This is a genomic window from Scytonema hofmannii PCC 7110 (assembly GCF_000346485.2).
In the GTDB taxonomy this organism is placed as follows: domain Bacteria; phylum Cyanobacteriota; class Cyanobacteriia; order Cyanobacteriales; family Nostocaceae; genus Scytonema; species Scytonema hofmannii.
The window spans coordinates 6,921,029-6,936,986 of sequence record NZ_KQ976354.1 but is presented as its reverse complement, the minus strand read 5'-3'; the positions used below and the strand labels follow the sequence as shown (position 1 = coordinate 6,936,986).

General features: G+C 42.5%; 11 protein-coding genes. 6 read left to right on the top strand and 5 right to left on the bottom strand.

Annotated elements, in window-relative coordinates; genetic code table 11:
- Nucleotides 1-82: 82 nt before the first annotated feature.
- Nucleotides 83-1,270, top strand: a complete 1,188-nt coding sequence (locus tag WA1_RS28935; RefSeq protein WP_017747108.1) for a sigma-70 family RNA polymerase sigma factor — start codon at nt 83-85, stop codon at nt 1,268-1,270.
- A 45-nt stretch (nt 1,271-1,315) separates the two neighbouring features.
- Complete coding sequence (locus WA1_RS28930) at nt 1,316-2,494, top strand: DUF1822 family protein (protein WP_017747109.1); 1,179 nt, start codon at nt 1,316-1,318, stop codon at nt 2,492-2,494.
- Between the two features lie 45 nt (nt 2,495-2,539).
- On the opposite strand, the gene WA1_RS28925 is transcribed toward WA1_RS28930, so the two are convergent.
- Nucleotides 2,540-3,649 carry a polysaccharide pyruvyl transferase family protein gene (locus WA1_RS28925; RefSeq protein WP_017747110.1) on the bottom strand — a complete coding sequence of 370 codons (1,110 nt, stop codon included), beginning with the start codon at nt 3,647-3,649 and terminating at the stop codon, nt 2,540-2,542.
- Nucleotides 3,650-3,963: 314 nt separating this feature from the next.
- Nucleotides 3,964-4,947, bottom strand: coding sequence for a glycosyltransferase family A protein (locus WA1_RS28920; protein ID WP_017747111.1), 984 nt, complete (start codon nt 4,945-4,947; stop codon nt 3,964-3,966).
- 193 nt (nt 4,948-5,140) lie between these two features.
- Here WA1_RS28920 and WA1_RS28915 point away from each other — a divergent pair, with 193 nt between their 5' ends.
- Together WA1_RS28915 and WA1_RS28910 are read left to right on the top strand one after the other, a co-directional pair.
- Entirely contained in the window at nt 5,141-6,364 is a 1,224-nt protein-coding gene (locus tag WA1_RS28915; protein ID WP_017747112.1) for a glycosyltransferase family 4 protein, read from the top strand.
- A gap of 476 nt (nt 6,365-6,840) precedes the next feature.
- The gene (locus tag WA1_RS28910; RefSeq protein WP_017747113.1) at nt 6,841-8,226 is read left to right on the top strand and encodes a pentapeptide repeat-containing protein; all 1,386 of its coding nucleotides are present in this window, start codon (nt 6,841-6,843) and stop codon (nt 8,224-8,226) included.
- Nucleotides 8,227-8,407: 181 nt separating this feature from the next.
- Here the strand turns inward: WA1_RS28910 and WA1_RS28905 are convergent, their stop codons facing one another.
- Nucleotides 8,408-10,201 carry an ABC transporter ATP-binding protein gene (locus WA1_RS28905; RefSeq protein ID WP_158516714.1) on the bottom strand — a complete coding sequence of 598 codons (1,794 nt, stop codon included), beginning with the start codon at nt 10,199-10,201 and terminating at the stop codon, nt 8,408-8,410.
- Nucleotides 10,202-10,209: 8 nt separating this feature from the next.
- On the bottom strand, nt 10,210-11,961 hold the full coding sequence (locus WA1_RS28900; protein ID WP_158516713.1) for an ABC transporter ATP-binding protein: 1,752 nt from the start codon (nt 11,959-11,961) through the stop codon (nt 10,210-10,212).
- A gap of 479 nt (nt 11,962-12,440) precedes the next feature.
- Here WA1_RS28900 and WA1_RS28890 point away from each other — a divergent pair, with 479 nt between their 5' ends.
- Entirely contained in the window at nt 12,441-12,764 is a 324-nt protein-coding gene (locus WA1_RS28890) for a carotenoid oxygenase family protein (RefSeq protein ID WP_336389812.1), read from the top strand.
- 83 nt (nt 12,765-12,847) lie between these two features.
- Entirely contained in the window at nt 12,848-13,267 is a 420-nt protein-coding gene (locus tag WA1_RS28885; protein ID WP_017747118.1) for a CheR family methyltransferase, read from the top strand.
- 292 nt (nt 13,268-13,559) lie between these two features.
- On the opposite strand, the gene WA1_RS28880 is transcribed toward WA1_RS28885, so the two are convergent.
- Nucleotides 13,560-15,956 carry a pyridoxal-dependent decarboxylase gene (locus WA1_RS28880; protein WP_017747119.1) on the bottom strand — a complete coding sequence of 799 codons (2,397 nt, stop codon included), beginning with the start codon at nt 15,954-15,956 and terminating at the stop codon, nt 13,560-13,562.
- Nucleotides 15,957-15,958 lie beyond the last annotated feature (2 nt).

Here is a 15,958-nt window from a genome sequence, read left to right as displayed (position 1 = left end):
ACCTTAGCTGTTTGTAGTAAAGTTTTGGGGAAGCGTCTTTGCTCGACCCTACACTTGTTATTAGGTCAGATTGCGTATTTTTATGCACCCTCGAAACAACCTTGTTGAAATCTTTTCGACTTTTTTAGTATTTGCCGACGATCGCTTTTGTCGTTGGGTAACGGATGCTAAGCTACGTCGTAGTATAGCAAACGCAATACAGCAAACCCCACAAGAAACAGACGAAGACTTTTGGATTAGCTTCTTATATAATCAGTTACGCAAATCGTCATCAGTAACACTTGCCAAAGAACATACCATTGCTTACTTACAAGAACCCTGCTACTGGACATCTCAAAAAATAGTTGCTAGCTTTGCCACAACCCAGTACAAGCTATCGGACTGTTTTCAGATAGCTATTACCCAAGTTGATAAAATCTTCAAAGGTTTTAACCCTAATAGTGGTTCTAGCTTAAAAAACTATGCCAGTACAGTCTTCGGGCTTGCCATTCGCGAAACTTTCAGGCAACGTCATGAAATAGATATTTGTACGGATTGGGGACTCTTGCGAAAAATTAGTAAAAAGCGATTGGAAGAGTCATTGCAAGCTGAGAGCTTTCCTAGAGACACTATTGTTGCTTACATGACTGTCTGGAACTGCTTCAAGTTGCTTTACGTACCAACTCAAGCCCATACCAGTCGTCAGTTGTCCAAACCAGATAATCAAACTTGGGAGGCGATCGCAAAAGCTTACAACTCACAAACCCATCAGCAAGTTCACCCCCAAACTTTAGAAACCTGGCTACTTGCTTCTGCCAAAGCTGTACGTAGGTACCTTTATCCTAATGTGACTTCTTTTAACGCTCCCGTTAACTCAGAAGATTCCGGTGAGTGGCTAGATAATATACCATCAAATGAACTAGACTCTCCCCTCACTTATATTATTGCCCAAGAAGAACAACAGTTAAGGGGTTCTCGCCAATCTGAGATTAATCAAGTCTTGATAGAGGCGCTTACCCAATTAGATCCGCAAGCCCGACAAATTTTGCAACTCTACTATACTCAAGGATTAACTCAACAACAGATTGCTAAACAACTACAAGTTCAACAATATACTGTTTCGCGACGGTTGACAAAAACGAGGGAAACATTGCTGAAGTCTTTAGCTAGCTGGAGTCAAGAAAACCTGCATATTTCTATGACACCAGACATACTTAAAAGTACCAGCGCTGTAATGGAGGAATGGCTGCAAGTTTACTATATGCAAGACAAAAATCAAAAAGTCTTATAACCTTTATTTGCTCCGTAAAAACATTTAGTCCCTAAAATAACTGCCATGACTGGAAACCCTACCGTTTTTACCTTTGCTTCGCCAACTCACTTGATTTTAGAAGTACCAGAAAACGTTCAAAATCAGATTTGGCAAGAAAATACGTCTTTTTCTCACCAAACTTCTCGCTATCAAGCCTATATCAATAAAATTTGCCTTTTTGCTATCTTACCGTGGTTGCAAGAAGACTTAGCATCCCAGGCAAAGCCTTGGTTAGGTAGTGCGGCTTTACCAAGTTTTTGGGAGTTTGTCAATGGAACCGCTATCGCGATCGGCGAAACTCGATTGATTTTGGTTCCTAGTGAGGAAATGGATATGAGTGAATTGCGCGTTCCACAAGAATGGGTAGATATACCCAGTTGGGCAGGGGATTATTATTTAGCAGTACAAGTCGAACCAGATGATGAATACGTTAAAGTTTGGGGCTATTGTACTCACGAACAACTGAAAAATAAAGGAAGTTATGACGCAGGCGATCGCACTTATTCTTTAGAAGCAACAGATATCATTGAGGATATCAGTACTTTAGCAGTAGCATATCAACTTTGCCCGCCAGAAGTTACACGGAGTAGCATTCAACCATTGCCAACTTTATTACAAGAACAAGCACAGAACCTCATTTCCCGTTTGGAAAAGAGCGAGATTGTTTCACCCAGGATGGAAATCCCTTTTCAACTTTGGGGTGGATTAATGGAGCATGGGGGTTGGCGAAAAAGCTTATATCAGCGACGCTTGGGAATACAAGAAGAATGGTCGCTTTTAGCTTGGCTGGAAAACGGTGTTTCCCAATTGGCTGAAGCCATTGGATGGGAAAGGTTTAATTTACAACACAGTGCAGCAGGAGCGCGAAGTACGGAAGAAAAAATACAATTAGATACATTCTTCTCTCGCCAATTGCCGATCGCAGGTCAATCATACGAACTTAGAATATTACCAAAACAACAAGAAGAGGTCATAATTTGGCGCTTTGAGTTGCGTAACGCTGTGGAGGAATTAGCTATTCCTGGTGGCTTTACACTCAGACTCTTGACAGAAGATTTGCAGCCATTCCCTAATAATGAAGATGTAGCTACAACTACAGTCAAACAACTGTTTGTGGAAGTTGCTTTAGAACCACAAGAAGGCATAGTCTGGGAAATAACACCTTTTCCTGAAAACTATGAGCGAGAAATTCTCAGGTTTTAATACTTTGTTTGGTGTTTGGCAAGTGGGAAATATTTCAGATATGCTTTAAGAACCCAACTCAACTGGTACAGGAGATATTGGTAAACTGGTCTGCGTTCGCTCTTGCAAAACCAAGTTTATACCTTCTTTCGCGGTCTTCGACTCGTTCAAAACAAATTCACTCGGTCTTTGATATTCATGGAATACTTTTTCAAGTATACAAATGTCTATTGGTTCCATGAAATTTAACATCCTGTGTAAATGCAACATTTCTGTTTTATCGATGTAGTTTTTGATTTTAGAGTTTTTAGAAATATATTCATCAATTCCTACATTGGGTATTCCCAAAATATCGGCAAGTATGATAGAGTGAAGCCTATTTCCAAAGTGAAAATCCATCTGGCTGAGAATTTCCACAAAATCTTCTGGTTGATTCCATGAGTGCAGCTTGCAATTTTGATCGGGTAAGTAATTTTTCAATAGTTTGTGAAAATTATTATCATTTTTCTCTTCATCTACTTGAGCAGGTAATAAATGAATTACTGAATTAAAGTTTTCAATCAATGGGAGTAGCTGTTGTGAATAAAACTCAGCCCTTCCTTCACCCCACCAAAAGTTTCCTGTAAATGAAATATTTTTTATTTGACTTGAGCGATCGCTTTTAATAAACTTTTCATATCCATCCACGTTAAGAAATGCTAAATGACCTCCTAAATAAGATTTAACAGACTTTAGCTGAGTAACAGCCAAGCCATAGGAATCTTTATCTCTTAAGTATAGTACATCTGCATTTTGCAAAAACTTGGCTTTTGTTTCTAATTCTTCCGACTCAAAAGCTTCTAAACCTACACCTAAATAACAGAAACGCTTACCCATCATTTTTGCCAATTGTTGCATCATCAACAATTTTCCAGAGTTATCTTTTAAGTTATAAGTACTACCACTCCAAATTAAATAATCGCTTTGAGAAAGTATATAAGCTTTTTGAATTGTTGATAATTTCCGAGTGTTGCAAAAGACAACTTGACTATTCATTGTTTCATAATAATTGTCTTCACAAAACACAAATATTTTTGTAATGACTTCTTGGTCAGAAAAATACTTAATTAGTTCTTGGATACACAAATCGTCACCAACATTCTTAAACCCATAATAACCCATTAAAATAATATTCATAATAAAAGTTGCTTTTTCTCCATAAGGGTACGATCGCCCGCATGACTGGGCTTCTTTACTGTTGCTAAGGTAGCGCGTTGCAGTGAATCCAATACTTGTCGGTTAACGATAGTTAAGGTTCAGAAACCCGGTTTCTCATTTTTGCTTAACCTCTCATTTTCGCTATCCCTTGCAGTATTGATATGGGATGGTAAATTGTTTTGGTAATTTATTTGTTTTTAATTGATCTTCAAACTCTGTAACATCGGGGAGAGTACTGAAGTATATTGCAAAGATTTGATGAACGTACCCGTCTTAACAAACCAACAACCAAACTACCCCTCTATTGCTATCGTGTTTTCAGTTTTATTCTTTTTTAATTTGAAAAATCTTAATTTGACTGACTTACCTATTATCCTAGGTATAGTGTATAATTGCCAAAATATCAAATTCCAAAAGTATCCATACTGAGGATAACATTTAACTAATAGTAGGTCTGCCATCAAATAGAGTCTAGTCTCCTTTAAAGAAGAGTCTCTCACAATGTATCTAATTTGTTCGGGCTTGGGTGGAGCATGACCGATGATAGCATCCTTTTGATAAAACTTTGCCTGCACAAATAAGCCTAACAATCTATCCAAACTCCATGCAGGTAGCCAGGTTAAAGCACCCACTATTTTCATCGCCCCTGAAAGTTCGTGAAGGGCTGCTTTAACCCGCTCTGTTTTCCAGACTCTGTTATTAAAATTCTCAAAATGAATCCCATTTTGGTCTGTTCTTTGCTTCCAGGGAAAAATAATATGGCGAATGTCTAATGGTTTATCTAGAGGAGCAATGGGTACTTCTAGTAAACCTTTGTAATTTCCTTGTTGAAAAGGATACGGGTTCTCTGGAGTTTTCTGACAAATCTCTAATTGCTCTACTTCAGGGATCGTTTCCCAATCTTGTTTGATACGTGCTTCATCATCATCATTGATATTTTGAATTTTGAGACGTAAAACCCAGCTATCAGGAAATCTTTGAAAATACTTTACTGTTAATTCTAAAAGTTCGGGGTGTGCAAAGTCATCGTCATCTAATGCCATGACATAATTGCCTTTAGCATTGATTAATCCCGTAAACCTTTGCATGACTTCACCCTTAAAGGGACTCGTTAAAAATTCTACTCTAGGGTCATCAATTTTTTTGACACTTGCCTCAGGAGGATAAACTAAAATAAATTGCACATCTCCCTTAATTTTCAATAACTGTTCTAACCAAAAATCACTAAAACTGCCTCTGGTGGCGGTAACAATTGTTAAGAATGGTTGGTTGCTCATTTTTTTGCTGTCAGTGTTAACTCTATTTATACAAATACTCAAGGCAGTTAAATATTAGACAATTGAAAATTAGATGTTAAAACTAATATGTAGCCTTGGCTTTTCTTACCGCCTGCATTCCAATCTATGCAAGTGTAGCCCGGTTATACTGGAATAAGAATATACCAATAACCAGACAGATAACAGAAATTATATGCGTATCCTTATGCTATCGTCCACATTTCCTTACCCTCCAAGTCGGGGTGGAACAGAAATTAGAACATTTAACTTACTTAAATACCTGCATCAAAATCATGAGGTGACTCTTGTGACACAACGCCATAAGGCAGTATCTGATGCAGAAGTAGAAGAATTACGCAATTGGGTTAGTGAACTCGTGGTTTTTCCCCTACCCCCAGAACCTCAGAACAGAAGTGGTATGGCTAGTCTCTTGGCAAAAGCGAGACGCTTCACGAATTCAGTGCTAAAGGCGATTCCAGCTAATGTTTTATATCGCTATTCACCAGAAATTCAAGCTTTGGTAGATAATTATGTCCGGGCGCAAAAGTGTGACGCAATCACTTGCGAGCATAGTGTCAACGAAATATATATTCGCCCTGAATTTCGTAACAGTGTAAATACCGTTGTGGATGTCCACAGTTCAGTCTATGGTTGGATACGCGACCATTTAGAGATGGGGGCTTCGCAGAATGCGCTACGCGATCGCCTGTATTTGTCTTTCGTCCTAAAACGTTATGAAAAACGCTACTGTACTAAATTTTCCAACATTGTCGTTACGACTGAAGACGACCGACAAGAATTTTTGAAACTCCGTCCAGATATTGACATTAAGGTAATTTCTAATGGTGTCGATTTAGATTTATTTCCCTATCGTTCTCACGATCCTAGGGGACATCAGCTAATTTTTGTGGGAGCGATGGATGCATCTCACAACATTGATGCGGCGCGTTTTTTTGCTTTAACAGTGTTACCAGAACTGCAAAAACGCTATCCAAATGCTACATTTAGTATTGTCGGTGCTAGACCTACACCATCCGTTTTGGAACTGAAGAATCGCCCAGGAGTAGTGGTGACTGGTCGCATTCCTTCAATGGCAGAGTATTTACATCAATCTACCGTTTGCGTAGTGCCACTGCGAAGTGGCTTTGGGATTAAAAATAAAACATTAGAAGCAATGGCTGCAGGTGTACCTGTTGTTGCAAGCGATCGCGGTTTAGAAGGGCTAGCTGTCGATGAAGCGGGTTTACCACTCAGAGCATTACGAGCCAATCAACCAGCCGAGTATGTTAATGCCATCAGCCAATTATTTGAAAACCCGCAGTTACGAGCAGAATTATCTCACAATGGCAGGCAACTTGTAGAAACAGATTTTACTTGGGAAACTGCTGGTAAAAGATACGAACAAGTTCTACAGTGACCAGTGACCAGTGACCAGTGACCAGTGACCAGTGACCAGTGACCAGTGACCAGTGACCAGTGACCAGTGACCAGTGAATCCCTTTGCCTTCGTAGTTCTAGCTTATTACAGTAGTTTTCAGATAAATTAACCACACTATGCTCTTGTGGTACGGGCGTCCCCGCCCGTACATTCGAGAGGGCGGGCGAGGAAGCCCACTCCACTCCCTGTAGTCTATTAACCTGAAAATTACTGTCATTTGCGAAGGCAACATTCACTGGCTAATAAACGTCTCATGACTAACATAAACCCCTAGCCTCTATGCTAACTTATGATTTTCTAATTTATTTAGTCATGAGAGTTTTTATATGATTGAGTTAACAAGAATCAGCGTAACCATTTTTTAAGGAGTATATCTTACAATTTTGAGATACATGGTATACTCTTTTCGCCTATAATCTACGTAAAACTCCCGTGTTGTGAGAAATACCACCGTTATGTCTGCCAGGAAAACAGACCCTTTAAAAATTTGGTTGATAGCGATCGCAGCGACGTTTAGCTTATCACCAATCCTCATTTGCTTCGCATTTACCAAAATGGAGGGCTTGTCAACAGAACAAAAGATAGAAACTAGAACACAAGCAATATCAACAACTGCCACTTTCTTTCTAGGATTAGCAGTGATGATGAATGCTTACTTTGCCGCCAAACGTGTAGAAGCCAGCAGAATGGGAGCGATCGCAGCAGAAAAAAGCAATGAAATTGAGACACAAAACACTCAACTAGCTAAAGAAAAGCTGATTGCAGAAAAATTTATGACTGCAATTACCCAGCTTGGACATGAAAGTGTTGCCACAAGAACAGGTGCTATTTATACCCTAGAAAGAGTGGCTCAGGATTGTCCCAAAGAATACTGGACAATCATGGAAATACTCACTGCTTTTGTGCGAGAAAATTCTGTTGAGCAGCAAGAAGCGTTTTTTGAGAAAAGATTAAACATTCGTACAGATCTTCAAGCGGCGCTGACTGTTATTGGTAGGCGCGAAGCAGAGAAAGACTTGCCCAACCAAAGAATTGATTTGCGGAATGCGGATATCAAAAGAGCTGACCTGCACAAAGCAAACTTGCAACAAGCAGACCTGCGAGGAGCCGATTTAAGTGAAGCAGACTTGCGTGGTGCGGATTTGTCCGAGGCAGATTTGGAGAATGCAAAACTCTGCGGATCTGTTTTGTACGAAGCCAACTTGCAATCAACGAATTTGGAGGAAGCTAATCTTTCCGGAGCCAATTTAAATCGTGCTTGGGTATGTGGGGCAAACTTACGTGCAGCCAATCTTTCAGGAACAAGTTTGCGCGGAGCAAATCTACAAGGAGCGAATTTATATAAGGCTAATTTGTGCGGTTCCAATTTAAAAGCTGCTAACCTACAAGGGGCAAAGCTATTTCTTGCTAATTTACAAGGGGCGAAACTTGGGAAAGCCAACTTACAGGGAACGGGTTTGATTGGAGCGAATTTGCAACAAGCAAACCTGAATGGAGCGAACCTGCAACAAGCAAATTTAAATGCAGCTAAACTACAGCACGCAGAAATCTTTTTTGCCAACTTATCTGAAGCTAGTCTCCGGGAAGCCGATCTTTATGGTGCGAACCTCATGGGGACAAACTTCCAAATGGCAATTCTGGATGAAGCTAACCTTTGCGGGGCAAACCTTATAGGAGCCAATCTTAGTATGACAAACTTAAGTGATGTCAAACTGGAAGGAGCCATCCTAACAGGTGTCAAAAATTTAGAACCGCATCAGATTACAGTAGCTTCTGGTGATGTGACAACCCGTCTACCAGAAAATGTCGATCTACCAAATCATTGGACGCAAATCGGCTAATTGGTACTTTTGTTGATACTCAATAAGCTGTCATAATTCATTTGCACGGTATGTGCAACAGGGTGCGTCCCTCATTTCATGAATATAAGATATTTAAATTTATACTTTATTGAATTCACCGGACGACAACTGAATCCGGATCTAGAAGCATAAGTTAGCAGTTTAGTGCCTGAAAGCCTGATTATGAGGTGACTAACTTACCTTTAAACTGACTCATAAACAAGTCATAGTAGAATCCTTGTTTTTGCATCAGTTCGTCATGAGAACCCGTCTCAATGATTTCACCTGCCTTGAGCACCAGAATCTGATCGGCATTGCGAATTGTGCTCAAACGGTGGGCAATCACAAAGCTAGTACGTCCCTGCATTAATCGATCCAAAGCTTCTTGGATCTTCTGTTCCGTGCGGGTGTCCACATTGCTAGTCGCTTCATCCAGAATGACCATGCGGGGATTCTGAATCATCATGCGGGCGATGGTCAGCAATTGCCGTTGTCCTTGGCTTAAATTACTGCCCCGTTCCGTTAACATCGTATTATAGCCATCCGGCAGATGCAAAATGAAGTCGTGAGCATTGGCCTGTTTGGTCGCTTCAATACAGTCTTGTTCGGTGGCATCTAAGCGGGCATAGCGCAGATTGTTCATAACGGTGTCAGAGAATAAAAATGCCTCCTGCAACACAATGCCAATTTGCCGTCGCAGGCTGTCCTGTTGGACGGTAGCAATGTTGTGCCCATCAATCAAAATTTCGCCCCCATCGAGGTCGTAGTACCGAGTCATCAGGTTGATGATGGTGCTCTTCCCGGCTCCAGTTGGTCCACACAAGCCAATTTTTTCCCCCGGTCTAGCTTCAAAGGTGTTGTGCTTTAGGATGGGTCTACCTTGAACATAACTAAAGTCTACATCCCGAGCTACCACGTGACCCTGAATTGGTGGCATTTCTGGAGCGTTAGGCTGGTCTACAATGGCTGGCCGTTCATCCAAAATGCTAAAAATGCGTTCAGCTGCCGCGATCGCTGCCAGCAAACCATCCAAGTTATTGGCAAGACTCCCGATCGGAATCGAGAACTGGCGAGTGTATTGCAAGAATGTTGCAACAACTCCCACATTTGCCTGTCCTTGCAAGGTTAGTAGTCCCCCCACTAGTGCCACCAGCGCCACATCCAGATTCGTCAACACGAGGGTAACGGGACGACTTACCAAGGCCAGCAAGCGTGCCTTGACACCTGCGTCCCGAACTAGCTTACTGACATCCTCAAAAGTCGCGATCGCCTCTTCCTGTCGTCCATAAGCGATCGCAACCTTCTGCCCGCTGACGGTTTCTTCCAGCAGTCCGTTGAGTTCACCAATCTGTTCTTGAAGATTGGCAAACACAGGCCCCGCAATCTGACTGATGAAGCCCAAAAACACCACAACCATTGGGGCAATCGTTAAAGCCGCGATCGCCATTTTCCAGTTCAGTAGGAACATGGCTAAAACAAGGAAGACTAATTGTAACGTTTCGCTGACGAGTGAATTGAGGCTGTTGCGGAAGAATTGGGCCACCACATCCGTATCATTGGTAACGCGGCTCATTAACTCCCCGATTGATTGGCGATCGAAGAAGTTCAGCGACAGCCTTTGCATCCGCTCAAACAACTCTTGCCGCAACCGATAGAGTGCCCGTTGCACCACGCGATTCAGCATCAGACTTTGCCAGAGCATGGCACCCCAACTGCAAATGGCTGCTATTACCATCCCGATAGCCAGTTGGGCGATCGCCGTTGGATCGGGAGCACTGCTTAAATTGTTCAACCCTACTCCTAGCCAATAGGGAATGAGCAGGTTTAACACCGTGCTCAGCAACAGTAAGGCAATGACTCCGACAATCTCCAGGGTATACCGAGTGACGTAACTGAACAACCGTCCTAACACCTTCATAGGTGGCTGGGCGGCGGGAGGTTCCCCAGCTTTGGATTTTACCTTTCGGTGCAGCAAAGGCTTTTTCATCCGAGGACACCTCCCAATTGAGAATGGTAAATTTCCTGATACAGGGAACTGCTGTGAAGGAGTTGCTCGTGGTTTCCTTGAGCAATAATTTCTCCAGCTTCCAGCAGGAAAATATTGTCTGCGGCGATTGCCGTACCGATCCGTTGGGCGACAAACAACGTGGTGGTGTCTGCCATCAGGCTTTTCAAAGCATCTTGTACCCGTGCTTCCGTTACCATGTCCAGGGCACTGGTACTGTCATCCAGGATGAGAATCTTGGGTTTGACGGCAACCGCACGGGCGATGGACAGGCGTTGTCGTTGTCCGCCTGAAAAGTTGGCTCCTCGTCTTGCCACTGTAGCATCATAGCCTTCGGGAATGGCTGACACAAACCCGTGGGCATCTGCCACCCGAGCTGCCTCAATCATCTCGTCTTCAGTCGCATCCGGTTTGCCATAGCAAATGTTTTCCCGCAGTTTGCCGCTAAACAGTACCGACTCTTGGAGGGCTACACCCACGATTTGGTGCAGGGTTTCCAGGGGAATATCCCGCACGTCGATCCCATCGATGGCGATTCGTCCAGCCGTCACATCGTAAAAACGAGGAATCAGGTTCACCAAGGTGGATTTGCCGGAACCTGTTGCCCCTAAGAATGCCACCGTTTGTCCCGGTTCGATCGTCAGATTGATGTTTTGTAACACGAGTCGCCCCAGCCGCCCATCTCGACTGGGGTAACTGAAACTGACATCCTCAAATACAATCCGTCCTTTGGCAGTAGCTGGGGTTAATCCGGCGGGAGTGGTAGGTTCGGGGATGGCGGGGATGGTATCCATCACTTCAAAAATCCGCTGGGCAGAAGCTTCTGCTGCCGTTAACTGAGGCGCGATTGCAGCCAGTATCACTAGAGGCACCAGAACGGTAACGAGGTACTGGGTAAAGGCCAGTATTTCGCCCACAGTGACAGCACCCTGATTTAAGCTGTGCCCTCCAACCCAGAGGACAGTTGCTGTTGCTACGTTCATCACTAGATACAAGCTGGGAGACAGAAATGCCACATATTGTATCAGACGCAGGGAGGCGTTGCGTAAGTCTCGGTTGACACGATTGTACCGACGATTTTCGTAGTCACTTTGCACAAATGCCTTGACCACCCGCACCCCTACCAAGTTTTCTTGCAACACATTGTTGAGGGTATCTAACTTCTGTTGCTGAATTTGGAAAAGTGGCCCTAATTTCATCACTAAGACAAGGAGGATCGCCACGATCGCGGGGATAACGACGAACAGAATCCACATCAAACTGGGGCTGTTCAGATAAATCAGCGCCAATGCTCCGACAAACATGACTGGAACTTGGGCTAGAGATAGGATTGTCAGTTGAATGGTTGTTTTGATCGCATCAACATCGCTAGTCATTCGCACCATGAGATCGCTGGTGGGGAACCGATCCAGGTTGCCAAAGGAAAAGGTTTGAATTTTGCGGTACAGAAACATCCGCACGGCATGGGCTATATATTCGGCGAACGTGACGGCATATAAGGAATTGGCGATTGTAAAAACCGCTGCTAACACCGCAAATAGCACCATCCAAAGCACGCTTTGCACTGTAGCATCCCGATCTCCTTGGGATAAGCCCCCATCGATCAAACTCTGAGTCATCAGGGGAATGAGCAGAGTAAAAATCGTTGCGATCGTCAGCAAAATTTGTGACACCCAAAAAGACCACTTATAGCCCTTGTAAATCGCGATAAACCGTCGGACATTTGGCAACATAAGGTATCCTCAATTGACCATGTTCGCATCCGGCTTAACGACGGGCTGCAACATGGAAAGCCGACAAACTCGTGACTGGAGTTTTCTATTTTACTTTTATCACCCTACTTTCCACATCCTCAACTGTCATGAGAGTGATGGTAGTGTCAGCTATTGCCAAAAGCTGGGAAAGACTATTCTGGTTCTACCCCAATCTTGGTGAATCATGTTCAGATATCACCTTTGTTTAGCAATAAGGAAAACTCGATTAATTCGTTTGTGGTGGCTAAAGTTTCAAGATAAGCAAAAATATTCCAAATCGCTAGAGAATGTTGTTGAGTCATCACAAAGTCTTGATTAATCCTTGCGATCGACTCAAAGTTTGCTTTGAACTCATCCAGTGGAAGTTTTATATGCAATCGAAGAAGTCAATCACAAGTTTGTTCTTATTTACCTTATCCCAAATGAACTGGCGCACCAAATCTAATTCTTCAATCATGACCTTGCCATCAGCGGCTATTTGTACTTTGTATGATTTAGAAGTCGGAACAGCGCAATCTAAATATTTTGGTTGTGGACGGTTTGGCGGTGAATGTGTCTTTGCTCCTCGTCCCAATGGCAAAGCTGAAGACGACGGATGGGTATTAACTTATATTCATGATGCTGTTGAAAAGCGTTCAGAATTGCTGGTTTTAGATGCCCAAAATATCATTGCTGAACCAGTAGCCCGCGTGATACTCCCTCAACGAGTTCCCTTTGGCTTCCATTGCGCCTGGGTTTGTTCAGAAGAATTGGCAACTGCTAAAACCCGGAGATCGTGAAGTCCATATTGACAAAAGTACGATAAAATATAAATCGTGAAAAAATAGTATTTTTGGCTTAGCTCGTTTAGACAAGCTGAATCATGACTCAGTTATCAATTGAGAATTTACTGAAACAGAAGATAGGGTTAGATCCGAGTACCCTTGGCTCTGTCACCATGAAGAGAGCAATTTCTCAATGCATGGCAAATTGTGGTTTGACTGACATAACAGATTATCTGGTACGATTGCAAACATCAACTCAGGAACTAGAACAATTGATTGAAATGGTAGTCGTGCCAGAGACGTGGTTTTTTCGGGACAGAGAACCTTTTGTATTTTTAAGCCGCTATGTCATGTCTGAATGGTTTCCAAACCATCGCGATCGAGTAATGCGTGTCTTGAGTATACCATGTTCAACAGGTGAAGAACCATACTCGATCGCGATCGCACTTACTGAAGCTGGGTTAGCTGCCCAATCTGTAGGCTGCACATCTGTCAATTGGCTAACTGAGGTCACTTGACCAACAAGACTATTTGTTGTATTGGTTAGAGGCGGCTCAGCCACTCCGCAATTGGTGAAAAAAAGTAGGTAGGAGAAAGTAATTGCGCCAGGAAAGCTTTTCAGAAAGTTTCTCATAAACAGGAGGGAGTGATGAAACATTTTGCAATCAGTGGTTGCCTATTCCAACCAAATTGTTAATGTAGTAGTTAGTAGTTGTAACACTTATAAAGTAAAGTTTTCACCACTAACTACAAAGCAACTCACTGCTAACAATCTCTAAGTAAAATATGCATTGATATGCGTATTTGCCATTAATGGCGAGATGACAATACTAGGAATTGTGAGAAGTGTTGTACAAATTCTTCTATTGACAAAGTACTATCTTTGTTGACATCGCTCATGTTCCAGAACATATTGATGTCTTTATCTCCATAACCCAAAGCTTTGAATTTAGACTCAATTTCAGAGATTTCCAAAACTCCATCTTTATTTTTGTCAATATCTTCAAACACTTGAAGAAGAGCATCTCGGAACAGAGAATCAGAAACGCAGTTACGCAACTCATGTTCAATAAGATTGAGAAATGAACTCTTTGATGTTTCTGTAAGCCACGGATCGAGTACTGTAGAGCGTAGTACCGTGATTGAAGAGCCAGGTGCGTTAGATACTCCTAACAGACGGCGTTTGTAGTTTTCGATAAAAACTTCTCCGTAATGAGCAATATCAAAATCTGTGGTACTGACGATAAGTTTATAACTATAAATATCCTCACCCGGATCGATGCTGAGCTTATCATAGATAGCTCTGTTCAAACGGTTTGCCAAAGCTAAATCTGTGTTGAGCGAACCGTCAGGATTTTTGAAATTAAACGCGTAGGTGATGATATTTTGGTCTGGACCGATTTCTGAAAGCAGGTGCATTGCTTCTTTATCAGCCAAGAGTTGATCGTTACTTGCTTTATCAATTCTTTCACGAATGAATTGAATTTGTTCCTCTACATTAGAACCAGAGATTTCTGCGGGAAGTCGAGGGACGGGAACGACAACAAATCTGTCGTCTGGATGCGCCATACAGAGGAGCCGCGCATAAAGTTTCTTACAATTGAATAGAGCCTTACCAATAATTTTGCCGTATCCACTCTTTGTTGGACGAATAACCTGATGGCTGAGATAAACAGAGGCTGCGGCGGCTCCTGGCTTTGATCCCTCCAAACCATATATACCAACAGTGGGTTCTGCTTCACCATGGTACATATAGGGAGCAGCAAACGTCACTAAATCCCGCATTGCTGAATTGCGATAGCATAATGCTCCGGCTGGGTAAGGAATGTATCCGGATTTATGAGGGTCTACCGTGATGGAATCAGCTTTGCCTAAGACTTGGAACTGCTTGGTGACATAAGAACTTAATCCAATCTCAAGGAGTGATTCTTCTTTTGTCTTCGTAAGTTCTATTGAATTGTTAGTCTCATCTTCACGAAGCAAACAAGCAAAATAACCACCCCAAGCCGCATCAGCGTGAACTGTAAATTCTAGCCCTTGAGAGCGAAATTCTTCTCGCAGTTCCAGAATATCTTTAAGGGGGTCAGTTGCACTTTCTTCTGTACTTCCCATGACCGAAACTACAGTATACACAGGTTTGCGTTCAGCTAGACAAACTTGAAGAATCTTTCTAACTTCAGCAATACTCATCCTGGCGTCTTCATCGACAGGAACGTCAATCAGGTTTGACGCTCCAATTCCCAGCAAAGCAGCTGCTTTTGGAAATGAATAATGTTTGGTTGCAGGTACGAGGAAGACAGGAGAAGACTTGATGTTGCTGAGGAAGCGATTTGAAAATTGCGCCATTCCAAGGTTTTGCAGCGAATACTCAGACAAGACTTCTGTGAGGGTTTCACTCTTAATCTGATACTCCTGATAGAGTCGAGTTGGTAATGCCAGAATGTCATCACCTTTTAAGTTAAGTACAGACCAAGTGTCCAGTTCAATAAGAGGTTTTAACCCACCAGTAGGTAAAGAAATATTAATATCTTGTGCGGCTTTAAGTGACACTTCATTTTGCAAAGCTGCTTGCAAGGCAAGGGGATAGAATTTCAAGTTTCTTGCTGACCAAATTGCCTCAATATTGGCAACAGTTCCCCCACAAGTAATATGTCCCCAGGGGCGAATAGCTCCTTTTTCGATTTCTGCCTCATCTGCTATGCTGTATCCCAGCATTCGGCAAAGGTCGTCTCCTACCAAAATTTCCAAAAGCGTTGTTGCGCTTGACCCTTCAAAAGCCACATTATTTGGGTTATACAGCATTGCTGCAAAATAGCCCAAGATTGATGGCATTGTCATATCCCAGTTCATATGACCTTGGTAGCGCATACTGAAGAAAGGCACAGATTTCTTCAAAAACGCTAGCAACGAACGGTAATTTTCCTTGAGACTATCAATCGCTTGTAAGTAATCTGGTTGTCGTTTAATTTGCTCGGTAACATGAGTTGGATCGCCAGGATGAAAGTTTCGACGCCAAAATGCGTGGTCGCGAATCGCTTCTACAACTAAACGCTCAAATTCATCAACATTTTCTGCTTTTGTACCTAAAAACCATGCTTCCACTGAACGAGTTCCCAAACCTTCAAGATGGGGAACGTCTCCAAATTTGAAGAATTTATTCAGTCCATTATTTGCGCCTAACCCATTGTTTTGAGAGTTATTATTCATTG

Excerpts from the sequence above, each read along its gene's own strand:
- WA1_RS28925 (WP_017747110.1), bottom strand. The coding sequence starts at position 3,649 with ATGAATATTATTTTAATGGGTTATTATGGGTTTAAGAATGTTGGTGAC.
- WA1_RS28885 (WP_017747118.1), top strand. The coding sequence starts at position 12,848 with ATGACTCAGTTATCAATTGAGAATTTACTGAAACAGAAGATAGGGTTA.
- WA1_RS28910 (WP_017747113.1), top strand. The coding sequence starts at position 6,841 with ATGTCTGCCAGGAAAACAGACCCTTTAAAAATTTGGTTGATAGCGATC.
- WA1_RS28935 (WP_017747108.1), top strand. The coding sequence starts at position 83 with ATGCACCCTCGAAACAACCTTGTTGAAATCTTTTCGACTTTTTTAGTA.
- WA1_RS28915 (WP_017747112.1), top strand. The coding sequence starts at position 5,141 with ATGCGTATCCTTATGCTATCGTCCACATTTCCTTACCCTCCAAGTCGG.
- WA1_RS28920 (WP_017747111.1), bottom strand. The coding sequence starts at position 4,947 with ATGAGCAACCAACCATTCTTAACAATTGTTACCGCCACCAGAGGCAGT.
- WA1_RS28930 (WP_017747109.1), top strand. The coding sequence starts at position 1,316 with ATGACTGGAAACCCTACCGTTTTTACCTTTGCTTCGCCAACTCACTTG.
- WA1_RS28890 (WP_336389812.1), top strand. The coding sequence starts at position 12,441 with ATGACCTTGCCATCAGCGGCTATTTGTACTTTGTATGATTTAGAAGTC.
- WA1_RS28880 (WP_017747119.1), bottom strand. The coding sequence starts at position 15,956 with ATGAATAATAACTCTCAAAACAATGGGTTAGGCGCAAATAATGGACTG.